Source organism: Pseudomonas sp. 3296 (assembly GCF_031456615.1).
GTDB lineage: Bacteria > Pseudomonadota > Gammaproteobacteria > Pseudomonadales > Pseudomonadaceae > Aquipseudomonas > Aquipseudomonas mucoides.
Genome location: NZ_JAVDUY010000002.1, coordinates 472,386 through 484,908, shown reverse-complemented (window position 1 = coordinate 484,908; position 12,523 = coordinate 472,386). Strand labels below are relative to the sequence as shown.

10 protein-coding genes are annotated in these 12,523 nt (G+C 61.7%); 2 read left to right on the top strand and 8 right to left on the bottom strand.

The features are described from left to right. The first annotated feature begins 26 nt into the window (after positions 1-26). Positions 27-947, top strand: a complete 921-nt coding sequence (locus J2X66_RS06695) for a LysR substrate-binding domain-containing protein (RefSeq protein WP_310262434.1) — start codon at positions 27-29, stop codon at positions 945-947. A 189-nt stretch (positions 948-1,136) separates the two neighbouring features. Beyond that, complete coding sequence (locus J2X66_RS06690) at positions 1,137-3,113, top strand: methyl-accepting chemotaxis protein (RefSeq protein ID WP_310262432.1); 1,977 nt, start codon at positions 1,137-1,139, stop codon at positions 3,111-3,113. A gap of 138 nt (positions 3,114-3,251) precedes the next feature. Here the strand turns inward: J2X66_RS06690 and J2X66_RS06685 are convergent, their stop codons facing one another. Genes J2X66_RS06685 through J2X66_RS06650 form a run of 8 tightly spaced genes read right to left on the bottom strand, consistent with a single transcriptional unit; the run spans position 3,252 to position 12,520 of the window. After that, positions 3,252-4,703 (bottom strand): VWA domain-containing protein, encoded by a 1,452-nt coding sequence (locus tag J2X66_RS06685; protein ID WP_310262429.1) that lies wholly within the window; start codon positions 4,701-4,703, stop codon positions 3,252-3,254. 56 nt (positions 4,704-4,759) lie between these two features. Next, on the bottom strand, positions 4,760-5,266 hold the full coding sequence (locus tag J2X66_RS06680; protein WP_310262427.1) for a hypothetical protein: 507 nt from the start codon (positions 5,264-5,266) through the stop codon (positions 4,760-4,762). Positions 5,267-5,270: 4 nt separating this feature from the next. After that, complete coding sequence (locus J2X66_RS06675) at positions 5,271-6,005, bottom strand: hypothetical protein (protein WP_310262424.1); 735 nt, start codon at positions 6,003-6,005, stop codon at positions 5,271-5,273. A 33-nt stretch (positions 6,006-6,038) separates the two neighbouring features. Beyond that, positions 6,039-7,583 (bottom strand): SUMF1/EgtB/PvdO family nonheme iron enzyme, encoded by a 1,545-nt coding sequence (locus J2X66_RS06670; RefSeq protein WP_310262422.1) that lies wholly within the window; start codon positions 7,581-7,583, stop codon positions 6,039-6,041. Further along, positions 7,573-8,796 (bottom strand): FtsX-like permease family protein, encoded by a 1,224-nt coding sequence (locus J2X66_RS06665; protein WP_310262419.1) that lies wholly within the window; start codon positions 8,794-8,796, stop codon positions 7,573-7,575. The genes J2X66_RS06670 and J2X66_RS06665 overlap by 11 nt, the downstream gene beginning before the upstream one ends. Further along, positions 8,780-9,481 (bottom strand): ABC transporter ATP-binding protein, encoded by a 702-nt coding sequence (locus J2X66_RS06660; protein ID WP_310262416.1) that lies wholly within the window; start codon positions 9,479-9,481, stop codon positions 8,780-8,782. Before J2X66_RS06660 ends, J2X66_RS06665 begins: the two co-directional genes overlap by 17 nt. 10 nt (positions 9,482-9,491) lie before the next feature. Then, the gene (locus J2X66_RS06655) at positions 9,492-11,483 is read right to left on the bottom strand and encodes a vWA domain-containing protein (protein ID WP_310262411.1); all 1,992 of its coding nucleotides are present in this window, start codon (positions 11,481-11,483) and stop codon (positions 9,492-9,494) included. Then, entirely contained in the window at positions 11,483-12,520 is a 1,038-nt protein-coding gene (locus J2X66_RS06650; RefSeq protein ID WP_310262408.1) for a hypothetical protein, read from the bottom strand. The genes J2X66_RS06655 and J2X66_RS06650 overlap by 1 nt, the downstream gene beginning before the upstream one ends. Positions 12,521-12,523: the final 3 nt, after the last annotated feature.

Sequence of the window (12,523 nt, the reverse complement as noted above, 5' to 3'; positions counted from 1 at the left end):
CGGATTGCGCCATAGGAGCTTTCCTCATGTCTCGTCGTCTTCCTCCCTTATATGCCTTGCGCGCATTTGAAGCGGCGGCGCGGCATAGCTCGTTCACCCGCGCGGCTGAAGAACTGTCGATCACCCAAAGCGCGGTGAGCCGGCATATCCGTACGCTCGAAGAGCATTTCGCCTGTCGGCTGTTTCACCGCAGCGGGCGCAACCTGCAACTGACCGAGTCGGCGCGGTTGATCCTGCCGGGCATTCGTGACGGTTTCACCGCCCTGGAGCGCGCCTGCAATACCTTGCGCGCCGAAGACGACATCCTGCGCATGAAAGCCCCCTCGACCCTGACCATGCGCTGGTTACTGGCGCGGCTCAGCCGTTTCCGGCACCTGCAACCGGGCAATGAAGTGCAACTGACCAGTGCCTGGATGGACATCGATTCGGTGGACTTCAATCAGGAACCGTTCGATTGCGCCGTGATCCTCAGCAGCGGGCATTTCCCGCCGGACTGGGAGGCCACGCTGCTGTTCCCCGAGGAGCTGATCCCCGTCGGCGCGCCGAATCTGCTGAACGACCAGCCGTGGGACGTCGCGCGCCTGGCCAGCACCGAGCTGCTGCACCCGACCCCTGATCGGCGTGACTGGCGCAGTTGGCTCGACCGCATGGGCCTGACCGAACAGGTCTCGCTCAAGGGCGGTCAGGTGTTCGACACCCTGGAGCTGGGCATGATCGCCGCCGCGCGGGGTTACGGTGTGTCCATGGGGGATTTGCTGATGGTGGCGGAGGATGTCGCGCAGGGGCGCTTGAGTCTGCCGTGGCCGACGGCGGTCGCCAGCGGTGAGAATTACTACCTGGTCTGGCCGAAAACCCGCCCCGGAGGTGAACGTTTGCGCCGGCTCAGCGATTTCCTGCTGGGTGAAGTCCGGGCCATGGATTTGCCCGTTGTGCAGCGTCTGAGCTGAATCGATAGAGCCCAAGCAGTAGAGGCCTTGCGCCATATCCTGGCTAATTACTCAAGTATTCAGTTTTGCCGCCGAAAATCTGCAGATGGAACCTTCGTGCAGGTTCGACGCTTTTCCCCATTATCTGGAAAATTTTGCTGAGTGCTCAGCCCGATCAAGCAGGATCAGGTTGCTCGGCCAGGAGCTGTCATGTCTCTACCCCGTGCCCGGATCGCCTCACAGCTTGGTCTTGCGCTTGCCGTGATACTGGCGATTGTCATCACTGGCAGTACCGTGTTCGCCCTGCGTTCGCTGGACACTGCCAACCTCGCCACCCGCGAAGAGCACCTGGCCAGCGAAGCCCGGTTGCTGGCCGATCAGTTGAGCACCTTTCACGGCACCTTGCGTGAAAGCACCCAGCGTCTGGCCGGTCTGTTCGAGAAGCGCTTCAGCGTCGGTCTGAGCGTGCACCCGGAGGAGCCGGTGGCCGTGGCGGGCACGCAGACCCCGGGCCTGCACCTGGGCAGCGAAGTGTTGAACAACAACTTCAAGGAAGTCGACGAGTTCAAGCAAATGACCGCCGGTGTGGCGACGTTGTTCGTGCGCAGCGGTGAAGACTTTATCCGGGTCAGCACCTCCCTGACCAAACAGGACGGCAACCGCGCCATCGGCACGTTGCTCGATCACGCTCACCCGGCGTATGCACGCTTGATGGCGGGGCAGAGCTATGTCGGTCGTGCCTTGCTGTTTGATCGCTCCTACATGACGCAATACACCCCCGTGCGCGACAGCAGCGGCAAGGTGATTGCCGTGCTCTTCGTAGGGTTCGATTACACCGACGCGCAGAACGCGCAGTTCGAGAATCTCAAGCGTTTCCGCATCGGCCAGACCGGCTCCTTAGCGTTGCTTGATGAGCAAAGCAAATGGCTGGTGCCGATTGCCGGTGTGCAAGCACTGGATCAAGCCGTCCCGGCCATCGTCGGATTGGCGAAAACGCCGGGTAAAGGCCAGTTCTGGAGCGACAAATCCGAGGATTTCTACAGCGTGGCCGTGTCGTTCGATGGCGGCCCATGGTCGGTCGTGGCGAGCATGCCAAAAGCTGAAATCAGCGCGGTGACCTGGAGTGTCGGCATTCAATTGGCCATCGGCAGCTTGCTGGCGATGCTGATCGCGGTCGGTTCAGCCGTCTGGTTGCTGCGCAGCAAACTCGCGCCGCTGGGTGATCTGGTGCGTCAGGCCGAAGCCTTGGGCGCCGGTGATTTGAGCGTGCGCCTGAACGTGTCGAGCAATGACGAGATCGGGCAACTGGCCCGTGCGTTCAACCAGATGAGCCAGGCCCTGTCGACCATGGTCGAGCACATCCGCAAAGCCTCGGCCGAGGTCAACAGCCGTGCGCAGGCCCTGTCCGGCCTGTCCGGTGGCGCCTATGAAGGGATGGAGCAGCAGTCTGGCGAGATCACCAGCATGGCCGGCGCCGTGGAAGAATTCAGCGCCACGTCCCTGAACATTGCCGACAACATGGGCAGCACTCAGCGTCTGGCCCAGGAAAACGCCCAGCAAACCCAGATCGGTCGGACCTCGATGGACGAAGCCTCAGCATCGCTGGAACAAATCGCCGGTGCGCTGAACAGCACCGCGACGGTGATCAATACACTGGGCCAGCGTTCCCAGGAAATCGGCGGCATCGTCGGCGTGATTACCGCGATTGCCGAGCAGACCAACCTGCTGGCACTGAACGCCGCCATCGAAGCGGCTCGCGCTGGTGAACAGGGCCGTGGCTTTGCGGTGGTGGCCGATGAGGTGCGTAACCTGGCGTCGCGTACCCGTCAGGCCACTGACGAGATCTCCGGGATGATCAGCAGCATCCAGCAAGAAACCGGCAACGCCATCAGCACCATGGAGCAGGGCAATGTGTTGATGCAGGAAGGTCTGTCGCGTAACGCCAATGTGGCTTCAGCCCTGGCGCGGATCGATGAGCAGAGCCGTTCGGCCGGTCAGCAGTTTGCGGCGATTACCACCGCGACTCAGGAGCAAAGCAGCACGGCGACGTTGCTGAGCAGCAACCTGCAGAGTATTGCGTTGGCGAACAGTGAGCAGCGTGAGGTGGTGTCGAACCTGGCCGTGACGGCCAAGGAGCTGGAAAGCCTGGCGGCGGACTTGCGTCAGGAGGTTGACCGGTTTCGTTGAGACGCCTTTGAAATAGCCTTTGCGAGCAAGCCACGCTCCCACAGGTTTTGTGTCGTTCCGCTCTCTTATGAACGACACAAAACCTGTGGGAGCGAGGCTTGCCCGCGATGGGCTCACCTCAGTATTCAAGCCAGGTGACTAGTCGCACTTGGCATTGCTCGACACTTCCTTGGTCGCCTGTTTCAGCTGGCTACCCAGTTCGGCCGCATTGGTGCTGTTGTAAACCCGGCCACCGGTGTTTTCAGCGATGCAGCGTGACGGGCCACCGGCGCCGATTTTCACCACGTTGACCCGCAGGCGCGGTTGTTCCCTGGCGATTCGGCGGGACACCGCGCAAGCGTCTTTCTGGCAACCGTCCTCACCGTCGACAAACATTACGATCACCGCATCGTTATTGCGCCCGTCGACCGTGCTCGCCGCGTAGGCCAGGCTGTCGGCCAGCGGCGTACCGTCGTTGGGCACCAGTCCGCGGATCCCGTTGATCAACCGCTGACGGTCGCCGAACCGGAACACGCCCTGGTCCGGTGTTCTTTCGCAACCGGCGAAGGTGATCAGGCGTGTGTCGATCTTTGGATCGAGCCCGTTGATCATGCCGGCCAGCGAGTCCTTGGCGACGTCCATGCGGCTGGGCTTGGCGAAGATTTGCCGGGTGCGGTTCACGTCCAGGTACTTGTTCATTTCATTGCCGAAGAACCAATCCTCGTCGGATTTCACCGACCTGATGTTCAAGTCCATCGAGCCCGAGGTGTCGAGTACCACCACAAATTGCGGAGGCACGGCATCCGGGGCTTTTTTACGGCACGCGTAGTTATCCAGCGTCGGGGCTGGAGGTGGCGGCGGTGGTGGCGGTGGCGGTGGCGGTGGCGGCGCGGCCGGTTTTGGTGGTGGGACCGGCTTGGGTGGCGGCACTGGTTTTGGTTCGGGCACCGGTTCTGGTTCCGGAACAGGTTCCGGTTCCACGACAGGCTCGGGAACTGGCTCTGGAACAGGCTCAACCGGTTTCTCGACGGGCGTCACCACGGGCGCGACCGGCGCAACCGGTGGCACCACGACAACGGGTTCACGGTGCAGGAACCACCAGAGCCACAGCGCCAGCAGCAGCAACAGCAATGCGAGCAAGGCCGCCGCGATCCACCAGCCACGACGCGACGGCGGTACGACCGGCACCACCGGGACCACCGGCGGCACGATGGGCTTGGGCGGACGCTGGTGCCAGCGCACCACCAACGGCTCACCGTTGAGGCTGTAGAGTTTGTCCAGCTCTGGTGTACCGAGCAGGCTGCGCAGGTCTTCCGCTTCCTTCGGTTGACCGCGTCGTTGCAGTTCGTCCGCCAGCTGTCCGAGGGACGTCTGACGCACTTCATAGGTTTGCAGCAAACGTCGTTGCGCGTCCTCATTGAGGTCGGCGTAGGGCGTGGGTTGGCCACCCAGTTCGGTCCACCATTCCAGCACGTCGCCGCTGCCCATCCGCGGGATGGCAAACAGGCTGGCGACGGTCGGCGGAAAGTGTTTCTGGATGAGGGCGACTTTGGCTTGCAGCGCACTCATCCCCTCCGGTGTGGCTTGCGCATCCCTGATGACCCGCTGCATGACGACGATTCCTGAAAAAGTGCAGGCCTCCATCGGGAGGCCAGCGGGGTGAAAAGTTACTCTTCGTAGCCGAGGCTGAATTGCAGCTGATTGACCTTCTTCTGCAACGCCTTCAGCTCTTGCTGCTTGGCCGCCAGGGTTGCGGGCGTTGATTTGGTCACTGGCGCCGCTTGCGAAGCCTTGAGCTGCTGCTCGAGGCCGGCAATCTGCTTCTGCACCGAGCTTTCATTGGCATGCCGGGCCTTGAGCGAGCTCAGCAGTTGCCCCAGCGATTGATTCAGCGCCGCCTGGGCTTTCTGCTGGCTGGCCAGGTCAGTCTTGGTGCTCAGCTGCTGGGCCTGAATGTTCTCGTACACCTGACGGAACATCGCGTTTTGTTGACGGGACTCGCTCAGGGCCAGTTCCTTCTGCTTGACCTGATCGCTGTAACCACCGGAGTAGTCGCAGTTCATCTTGGTCAGCATGCTGCTGTCGCGATTGGTCGCATCGCATTCGCCCGGCTTGGTCGCGCAACCGCTCAAGGCCAGGACGGCGGTGAGGACCGCCAGTTGTCGTAACGTCATGTGCTTAGCCCAGGGTGATCGCGGAGCGTTGGCTGTACAGACCGTCGACTTCCTTCTGCAGGGCGGCGACTTTCTGGTTCAGTTTCATGATGTTCATGTCCACCTGCTTGATCTCGGCACCGGAAGCGCCTTGGGCACGCTCGGCGTCTGCCACTTTGGTGTACTCGGTGACTTTGGTGCGCATGTTGCCGAGGTCTTTGCGCAGGCGCGCGATGTTCGAATCAATCTCGGCGATTTGCACCTGGGCCTTGGCCTTGTCGACTTTCTTGTTGGCGATGTCCTTTTTGATCTGGGCGATCTGCGCCTGATCGTCATTGATCACTTGCTGAGCGGTCGCGGTACGGGCGATCACGTTCTGCGTGTCTTGTTCCACGTCGCTGTTCATTTTAGCCAGGCGGGTGGTGGTGTCGGCGTATTCGCTGCGACGCTGATCCAGATAGTAATTCGCGCCCATGGCCACGCCACACGCGGTAATGCCGGCGGCGACGGCACACACCGCTTTGTTGTTGCTGTTGGACAGTGCGCACGCGAGGATGCCGACACCGGCGCCCATGGCGCAGGCCTGATAGCCGGACTTGCTGAAGAACTCTGCGTCCTGGCCCTGGGTCAGGCGCGGGTCGGCTCCGTCGCTGTCGCCGAGCATGGAGCTACCGGTGTTGGCGCAACCGGTCAGCAGCAGGCTGCCGGCCAGTACGAAAGCGATCTGTAGCTTGAAGCGAGTCCAAAGGCTGCGCGACATGGTGGAACTCCTAGGTGACGGTGTTGACGTTTGTTATTGAGTGACGGCTTTGCAGCTGCTCAGCCAGGCTTCAGTGTCGATCTTCTGTTTTTGCAGGAACGCTTTCTGATTGGCCCAGTGGGTGCGCAAGTAAGGTTTCAGGTCTTGCAGCTGTTTGTTGCGGGTGATGATTTCTTCCATCACCGGCACCTGAGTTTCAAGCAGTGGCTGGCCGTACAAGGTCGCCGATTCCACCAGGCTGCTGGCGTAGTAGCGGCTGAGTTTGTGCAGGCGATCCTTCTGCTCGTCGAGCTTGGTTTTGCGCATGTCGCAGCTCGCGTCCTTGTCCGCGCTTTCGCAATTGAGCTTGTAGTTCTTTTGCAGGAAGTCCACGTACTGGCCGTCGTCGAGCATCTTGGTGCACAAGAATGCGCCCAGATTGAGGCTGGCGCGAATCGCCTGGTCGCGGGTTTCTTCCTGCTGCTGGTTGCTGGCGCGCAACTGGTTCTCCAGGGCCTTGAGTTTTTCCTTGAGTGCTTTGTCTTCGACGCCCGAAGCCAGATTGTTCAGGGATTGCACCGTGCCTTTGTCGGCGGACTCGGTTTCCTTGCTGCCGGTGCCGAGTTTCTTCCAGCTGGATTCGATGCTGGCGACCCGTTCGCGAGAGGTCAGGGTCGGTGAGACCATGACCAGGCGCAGGCCCGTAGTCTTGTTCTTCACCTGGCCGTCGGCGTTGTAGTACGGCTCTTCCTTGCGCAATGCCGTGCGCAGGTCGGCCTGAGCGGTCAGGTAGTTGCCGCCACGCACCACATAGCCGCCGGCCTGACCGTGCTGGCGGTCGAGTTTGTTCAGGCGAAACGGCTCGAACATCATTTCGTCGACGTTACCGAGCATGTCATGCAGGCCCAGCGGATTGGGCTTTTGCAGACCGGACAACTGCACTTTGCCGTTGGACGATTGCGCCCCGGCGAACCACTCGTAGGCATTGATGCCGTCCGGCATCGGGTAATGCGTATCGCGGAATTCAGCGGCGCTGACTTCCAGCCCTCCGCGTGCGGCGAACTCCCACTCGACTTCAGTTGGCAAGCGCAGGAAGCCCTGTGCGCCGTCTTCCTTGGGCAACTTGTCGGCCGCATTTTTGCGCAGCCACAGGTTGTACTTGTCGGCGGCTTCGATGGCTTGCACCCAGCTCACGGCCGTCTGCGGCACGCGCAGTTTGGTGGCGGCGGTGGGGCAGGTGGCTTCGGTCAGCGCGGCGTATTGCAGCTGACTCATCTCGTACTTGGCCATCAGGTAATAACGGGATTTGTCGTTCTTGCCGCCCGTAAAGCTACCGGCGATGAACGTCGGTCGAGTCTGCTCGACGTAACCGTATTCCGCGCCGTCCTGACCGATGTTGATCGGGTAGTCGTCGAGCGGCCCGGTCACCGGGATGAACACCTTGCGAAACACCATCGAGCCTTCGCAGGGCATCGGCAGCACCACGTCGGCGGCGTCCGGCATCGGGTTGTAAAACTTCTCTTCCCAGCCCGCCGCCGAGGCGTCGAGCAAATAGCCGAGGCTCAGGGGCAACAGCAAGCCAAAACGTTTATAGCTCACGCAGACTCTCCGCAGGTTGGATGTTGATGGCTCGCAGGGCGCCGATCACGGCCACCAATGCGGCAACCAGAAAGGTCAGGAGCAGGGCGGCAACGCCGTGCCAGACGGTGATGTGGCAAACGAAGGTGCCGGTGGCCTGGCTGCTGCCTAACAAGTAGTCGAACAAATGGCTGCCGACAGCATAAAACCCCAGCCCGCCGATGTAACCGGCCAAACTGAGTACCAGTGCCTGCAAGACCACAAAACTGCCGACGGCCCTGCGCTTGAACCCCAACAGACGCAGGACCGCCAGGCTTTTACGCTTGCGGTCGATGTTGGCCAGGAACGCACCGACCATCGACGCCACGCAGCCGATCAGCGCCGCAACGGCAATCACGCCGAAGATCAGCCCCAGCACATGGTTGATCGCTTTGACGTTGTCGATGTCGGCCAGCCGGCTCGACGTTTCGATGTGTTGTTCGTTGAGCCAGTGCTCCAGCGGCGCGACCTGATCGATGTCGCGCGCATACACGCGGGCGCGGGCATACAGCGGTTGCAGATTGCCCAGAGGCTTGCCGGTGGCGATGCCGAACGCACTGACCTGATAACCGTCGCGAAAGTGCTCCAGATCCAGCAGCAGCGGCGGGGCGACAAACCCGGCCGCGCGGCCGAACCGGGCGCCGTCGAGCACGGCCAGCACGGTCAGCGTCATCTCGCCGCGTTCATTGACCCCTTCCAGGCGCCGCAACGCCCGCAGTTGCACGCTGTCGCCAACCTTGGCCTGCAAACGTTGCGCGGCGCTGGCGCTGAGGATCACTTGATTGCCGACGGGGGTAAGCGACGCCAGGTTCAGCTGTGGATCGCCAGGTTCCGTGGCGATGATTTCCGCACCTTCGACAAACCGTTGCATGCCGATCAGCAGGTCTGCCTGGGTATTCAGCGAGCGGGTCTGGCCGAGGGCAAAACCGGTTTCGGGGCGCAGGCGCAAACGCTCGATCCAGGCCGTGTCGTAGTTGCCGTTGCTGAGCATCTTCACTTCAAGGTTGCGCGGGTCACGAAGCAGTTCGTCCTGCAACTGGCTGACCACCCCGTGCTTGAGCCCGAACAGCAGCAACAGCGGTGCAATCACCGCCACCAGGGACGCGGCGATGCACAGCGAGACCTTGCGGTCGTGCCAGAGGTCTTGCAGCGCCAGTGAGCCCAGCAGGCGCAAGCGATCAATCCATCGGTTCAAACAGTGTTTCTCCCTGATGGCTGATAGCGCCGAGTCGCGGCAAGCCGAAATCCTTCAACAAGGCCCAGTCATGGGACACCACGAGCGCACTTAACCCCATGCTCGACACCAGGCTCAGCAGCAACTCGAACAAACGCCGGGCGCTGTGCGGATCGAGCGCGGCGGTCGGTTCATCGGCCAACAGCAGCAGCGGTTCATGGGCAATCGCCCGAACGCAGGCCACGCGCTGGCGCTCGCCGATCGACAAGGCCTGCGGTTGTTTATCCAGCAACCCTTGCAGGCGCAACACGTCGACGGCGTGGTCAATGTGTTCGCTGTTCGCCGACATCCCGAGCAAACGGCGCGGCAGGCGGATGTTGTCGCGCACGCTCAGGAACGGCAGCAAGCCGCCGCTCTGCAAAATGAAGCCCAAGTGCCGTGAACGCACCGCGGCGAGCGCCGGCTGGTCGTCAGTTGCCAGCAGGTGGGCGATATCCTGAGCGTGCGTCGGGCCCAGTCGAAAGCGCTCGAGTTCCACCGGCGCCAGCAACAGGCCGATGGCTTCGAGCAACGTGCTTTTGCCGCTGCCGCTCTCGCCGGTGATGGCGAGGATTTCTCCGGCACCGACCTGTAAATGCGGCAGGCGTACGTGATGGGCCAGTGCGCCTTCACCACGGCGCACCAGCAGGTTCTTGATATCGAGCATCAGCGTCTCGTTAAGGCATCATTTCCAGTGGTACGGGGTACACGTTGTCCCGCGCATCGCTGTCTTTGGCTAAAGCAACCCAGCGGTCGACGTCAGCGTTGTAACGCTGGTAATGCCGCAGTTTGGTGTTCAGCGTGCGGATGAATTTCTCTTGCGCCAGACCGTCCCAGCTCTTCCAGGTTTCTTCATCCAGGTTCAGCACTTCGCTCTGATAGGGCAGGTCTTCGAGGTACTCGCCGAGCACGCCCATGTCCGCCAGTTTGGCGTTGCTGTTCTGCTTGAGCTGATTGGGATCGGCACCCATGGTCGCCGCCACCGAACGCAGTCGATTGAACATTTCCGTTGGCGAAATCAGACCTTCGTTGGCGGCATCGAGGATCTGCTTCATGACGTCGCTCAAATCGCTGAGCTGCGACTTGGTCAGCAGCACCCGCACATCGGTGGTCGGGATGTTCTGCTTGATCAGGTCGCGGTCGGTGATCCACGCCTTGAACACCGGCGGTGCCTTGCTGTTGGTCTTCTCGCCGAGATAGGCGAGTTGCATGGCGTGGCCGATCAGCGCCGCGTCTTCGAGCATTTTCTTCTCGGCCGGGTCCTGCTTGGCGTTCGCCGCGCTGCCGATGGCGTCTTCGCCCATGTAGGCGGCTTTCACCTGTGTGGTGATCGCGGCAGCCAGTGCGTCGACCTTGCGCCCGAACTCCTGTACGTCGCCCGCGTTCACCGGGTAGTACAGCGAGGTGTTGGTGCCCGGGTACGTCGACAGGTCTTTGTACTGCGCTTCAGCCTTGGCGTGGTCCTTGGCCCCGGCCGGGGTTTTCAAGTGCAGGGTGTAAATCGCCACGCCGGGGTTGGCGGCTTCGATACGCACCTGTGCTGCACTCAAACCGGTCTTCGACAGCTTGTCGTCGCCTTCGATGGCACCGGCATCGGTGATCAGCACCACATAGCGTGCGCCGAACTGGCTCCAGTCGACCTTGTCGATGCTCTCCATGACGCCGGCAAACGAGTCTTCATCGAAGCTGCTGCTCGACACGGTGGCCTGTTTGAGGTCGGCGATCTTCGCAAAAAAGTCGGCGCTGTCTTTCACCTTGGTAGGGTCGGCGTACATCTTGGTGGTGTATTCGAGCCCCGGCACCGCCTGGGTGTTGGAGCGGAAAGCGACCATGCCGAACTTGACCTGCTTGCCGAGGTTCTGCGCTTCTATCCGCTGATAAACCTTGCGAATCGCCTCGCGGGTGCGGTCGATGTACGGGTCCATCGAGATCGTCGAGTCGATGACAAACACCACGGCCGCACTGAACTCCTTCAGTTGGTTGGTATTTTTGTCCTCGGCTTCCTTGCCGCCGGCAGCGCTGTTGGCAGCACCGGCCTTGGCGTTCTTGTCATCCGGTTTGCTGACCGACGCGACATTCAGCAGGCGCGTGCGGAAACCGCTTTCGGTCATGACTTCTTCACCGCTGAGCACCGGCAGCAGGTAGAACTGCTTTTGCAGGTCGACGAAGAATTCAGGTTCTTCAGCCAGGACGCCTGGCGCCTGCTGGCCTTTTTTCAGCTTGGCCCGCAGCGGTGCAACTTTGCTCACCGGGTCCGGCGCATCGAGGATGGCTTCGACGGTGGCGCGGTCCTTGAAAAACAGCAGCCGGTCGCGGTTGGCCGGGTTGGTGAAGGCCAGTGTCAGCTGCATTTTCCAGTCGGTGGTACAGCCAGCCGGCAGCCAGCCAATGGTCTTGCCGTAGCTGTCGGGGCCGACTTTCAACCATTCGGCGTTGTTCGCTTGGGCGCGCTCGTACACATAAAATCGGCTGAACACCGGCTGCTCGTCACCGGCGGCACCGCCCGCCGTCGGGCTGATCTTGCACCCGGGTGTGGTCAGCACGCGTTGGAACAGGGTCTTTTTACCGGCCTGGATCAGCGGTTTGTCATCGGCCTGGGACAGCGGGCTGATGCACAGCGCCAACAGGGCGGCGCCGCTCAACAGGAATCGACTCAGGGGAGAGCGCATCACTTCTGCAACTCCTCGAAACGCTGCTTGGCTTCGGCGTTGTTCGGGTCTTGGGTGAGGATGGTTTCGTACCAATAGGCGGCGGTGGCGTTGTCCGCAGTCGGGAAACACTCGCTGGCCTTCAGGTATTTAGGGTCGTATTCACGGGCATAAGCGTTGGCGATCAACGCGTCACCGGCCTGGGCACGGTTGGCGTACAGCCGTTGGGCGACACCGCAGTGTTTGCCGGCCTTGGCCTGGTTGATGATCTCCAGCAACTTGGCACTGTCGGGCGCCGCCTTGATGCAGGTCTGGACGAAGGTCAATTCGGGCAGGCTGTTCATGCTCTCCACGGTACAGGCTTGAGCATCAGCGCCGGCCGGTGCGGTGGCGGGGTTGGCGGCCACCGCGGCAGGCGCCGGGGTGCGTTTGTAGAACCAGAATCCGCCACCTGCGGCCAGTAGCAACAGCACGACAACCAACAGGCCGATCAGGCCTTTGTTGCTTTTCTTCACCGGAGGGGGAGGTGGTGCGTAGTCGGGCTCGTGGGGCACTGACTCCAGCTCCACTTCGGGCTCGGCGGTGGACAGGACCAGTTCCGGCAGCTCCGGGATTTCCAGGATTTCCGGTGCGGGTGCCGGTGCACTCGGCGCCGTCAGTTCGGCGCCGCCATACGTCGAGCGCGTCTGGCCGCCGGCCGTGGACGGCAACACGCCAACGCCTGGGCGAACCACGCCTTTGTCGGCGTGTCCGTGGCTCTGTTCACGCAGTTCGATCTGGAACTGCGAGTTGGCGCCACCTTCCAGCAGCGGGTCGACCACGTCCGGGCCTACCTGCGCTTCCAGGCCGTCGCCGCTGGCCGTGACGTTGAAACGAGAGACCTTGAACCAGAATGGATTGTTGCTCCAGGCCTTATGGTCCTGGAGGTAAAAACCGTCCTGGTTACGCTGAATGGAGAACTCCAGCTGTTCCTCGCCACCCTGCCATTTCTTCACAGTAAGGCGGCCCTGGCCAGGCACATTGGGCTCTAACGCGAGCAGGTCGACACGAATTGGCATTGC

Excerpts from the sequence above, each read along its gene's own strand:
- J2X66_RS06660 (WP_310262416.1), bottom strand. The coding sequence starts at position 9,481 with ATGCTCGATATCAAGAACCTGCTGGTGCGCCGTGGTGAAGGCGCACTG.
- J2X66_RS06685 (WP_310262429.1), bottom strand. The coding sequence starts at position 4,703 with ATGCAGCGGGTCATCAGGGATGCGCAAGCCACACCGGAGGGGATGAGT.
- J2X66_RS06690 (WP_310262432.1), top strand. The coding sequence starts at position 1,137 with ATGTCTCTACCCCGTGCCCGGATCGCCTCACAGCTTGGTCTTGCGCTT.
- J2X66_RS06655 (WP_310262411.1), bottom strand. The coding sequence starts at position 11,483 with ATGCGCTCTCCCCTGAGTCGATTCCTGTTGAGCGGCGCCGCCCTGTTG.
- J2X66_RS06680 (WP_310262427.1), bottom strand. The coding sequence starts at position 5,266 with ATGACGTTACGACAACTGGCGGTCCTCACCGCCGTCCTGGCCTTGAGC.
- J2X66_RS06695 (WP_310262434.1), top strand. The coding sequence starts at position 27 with ATGTCTCGTCGTCTTCCTCCCTTATATGCCTTGCGCGCATTTGAAGCG.
- J2X66_RS06675 (WP_310262424.1), bottom strand. The coding sequence starts at position 6,005 with ATGTCGCGCAGCCTTTGGACTCGCTTCAAGCTACAGATCGCTTTCGTA.
- J2X66_RS06650 (WP_310262408.1), bottom strand. The coding sequence starts at position 12,520 with ATGCCAATTCGTGTCGACCTGCTCGCGTTAGAGCCCAATGTGCCTGGC.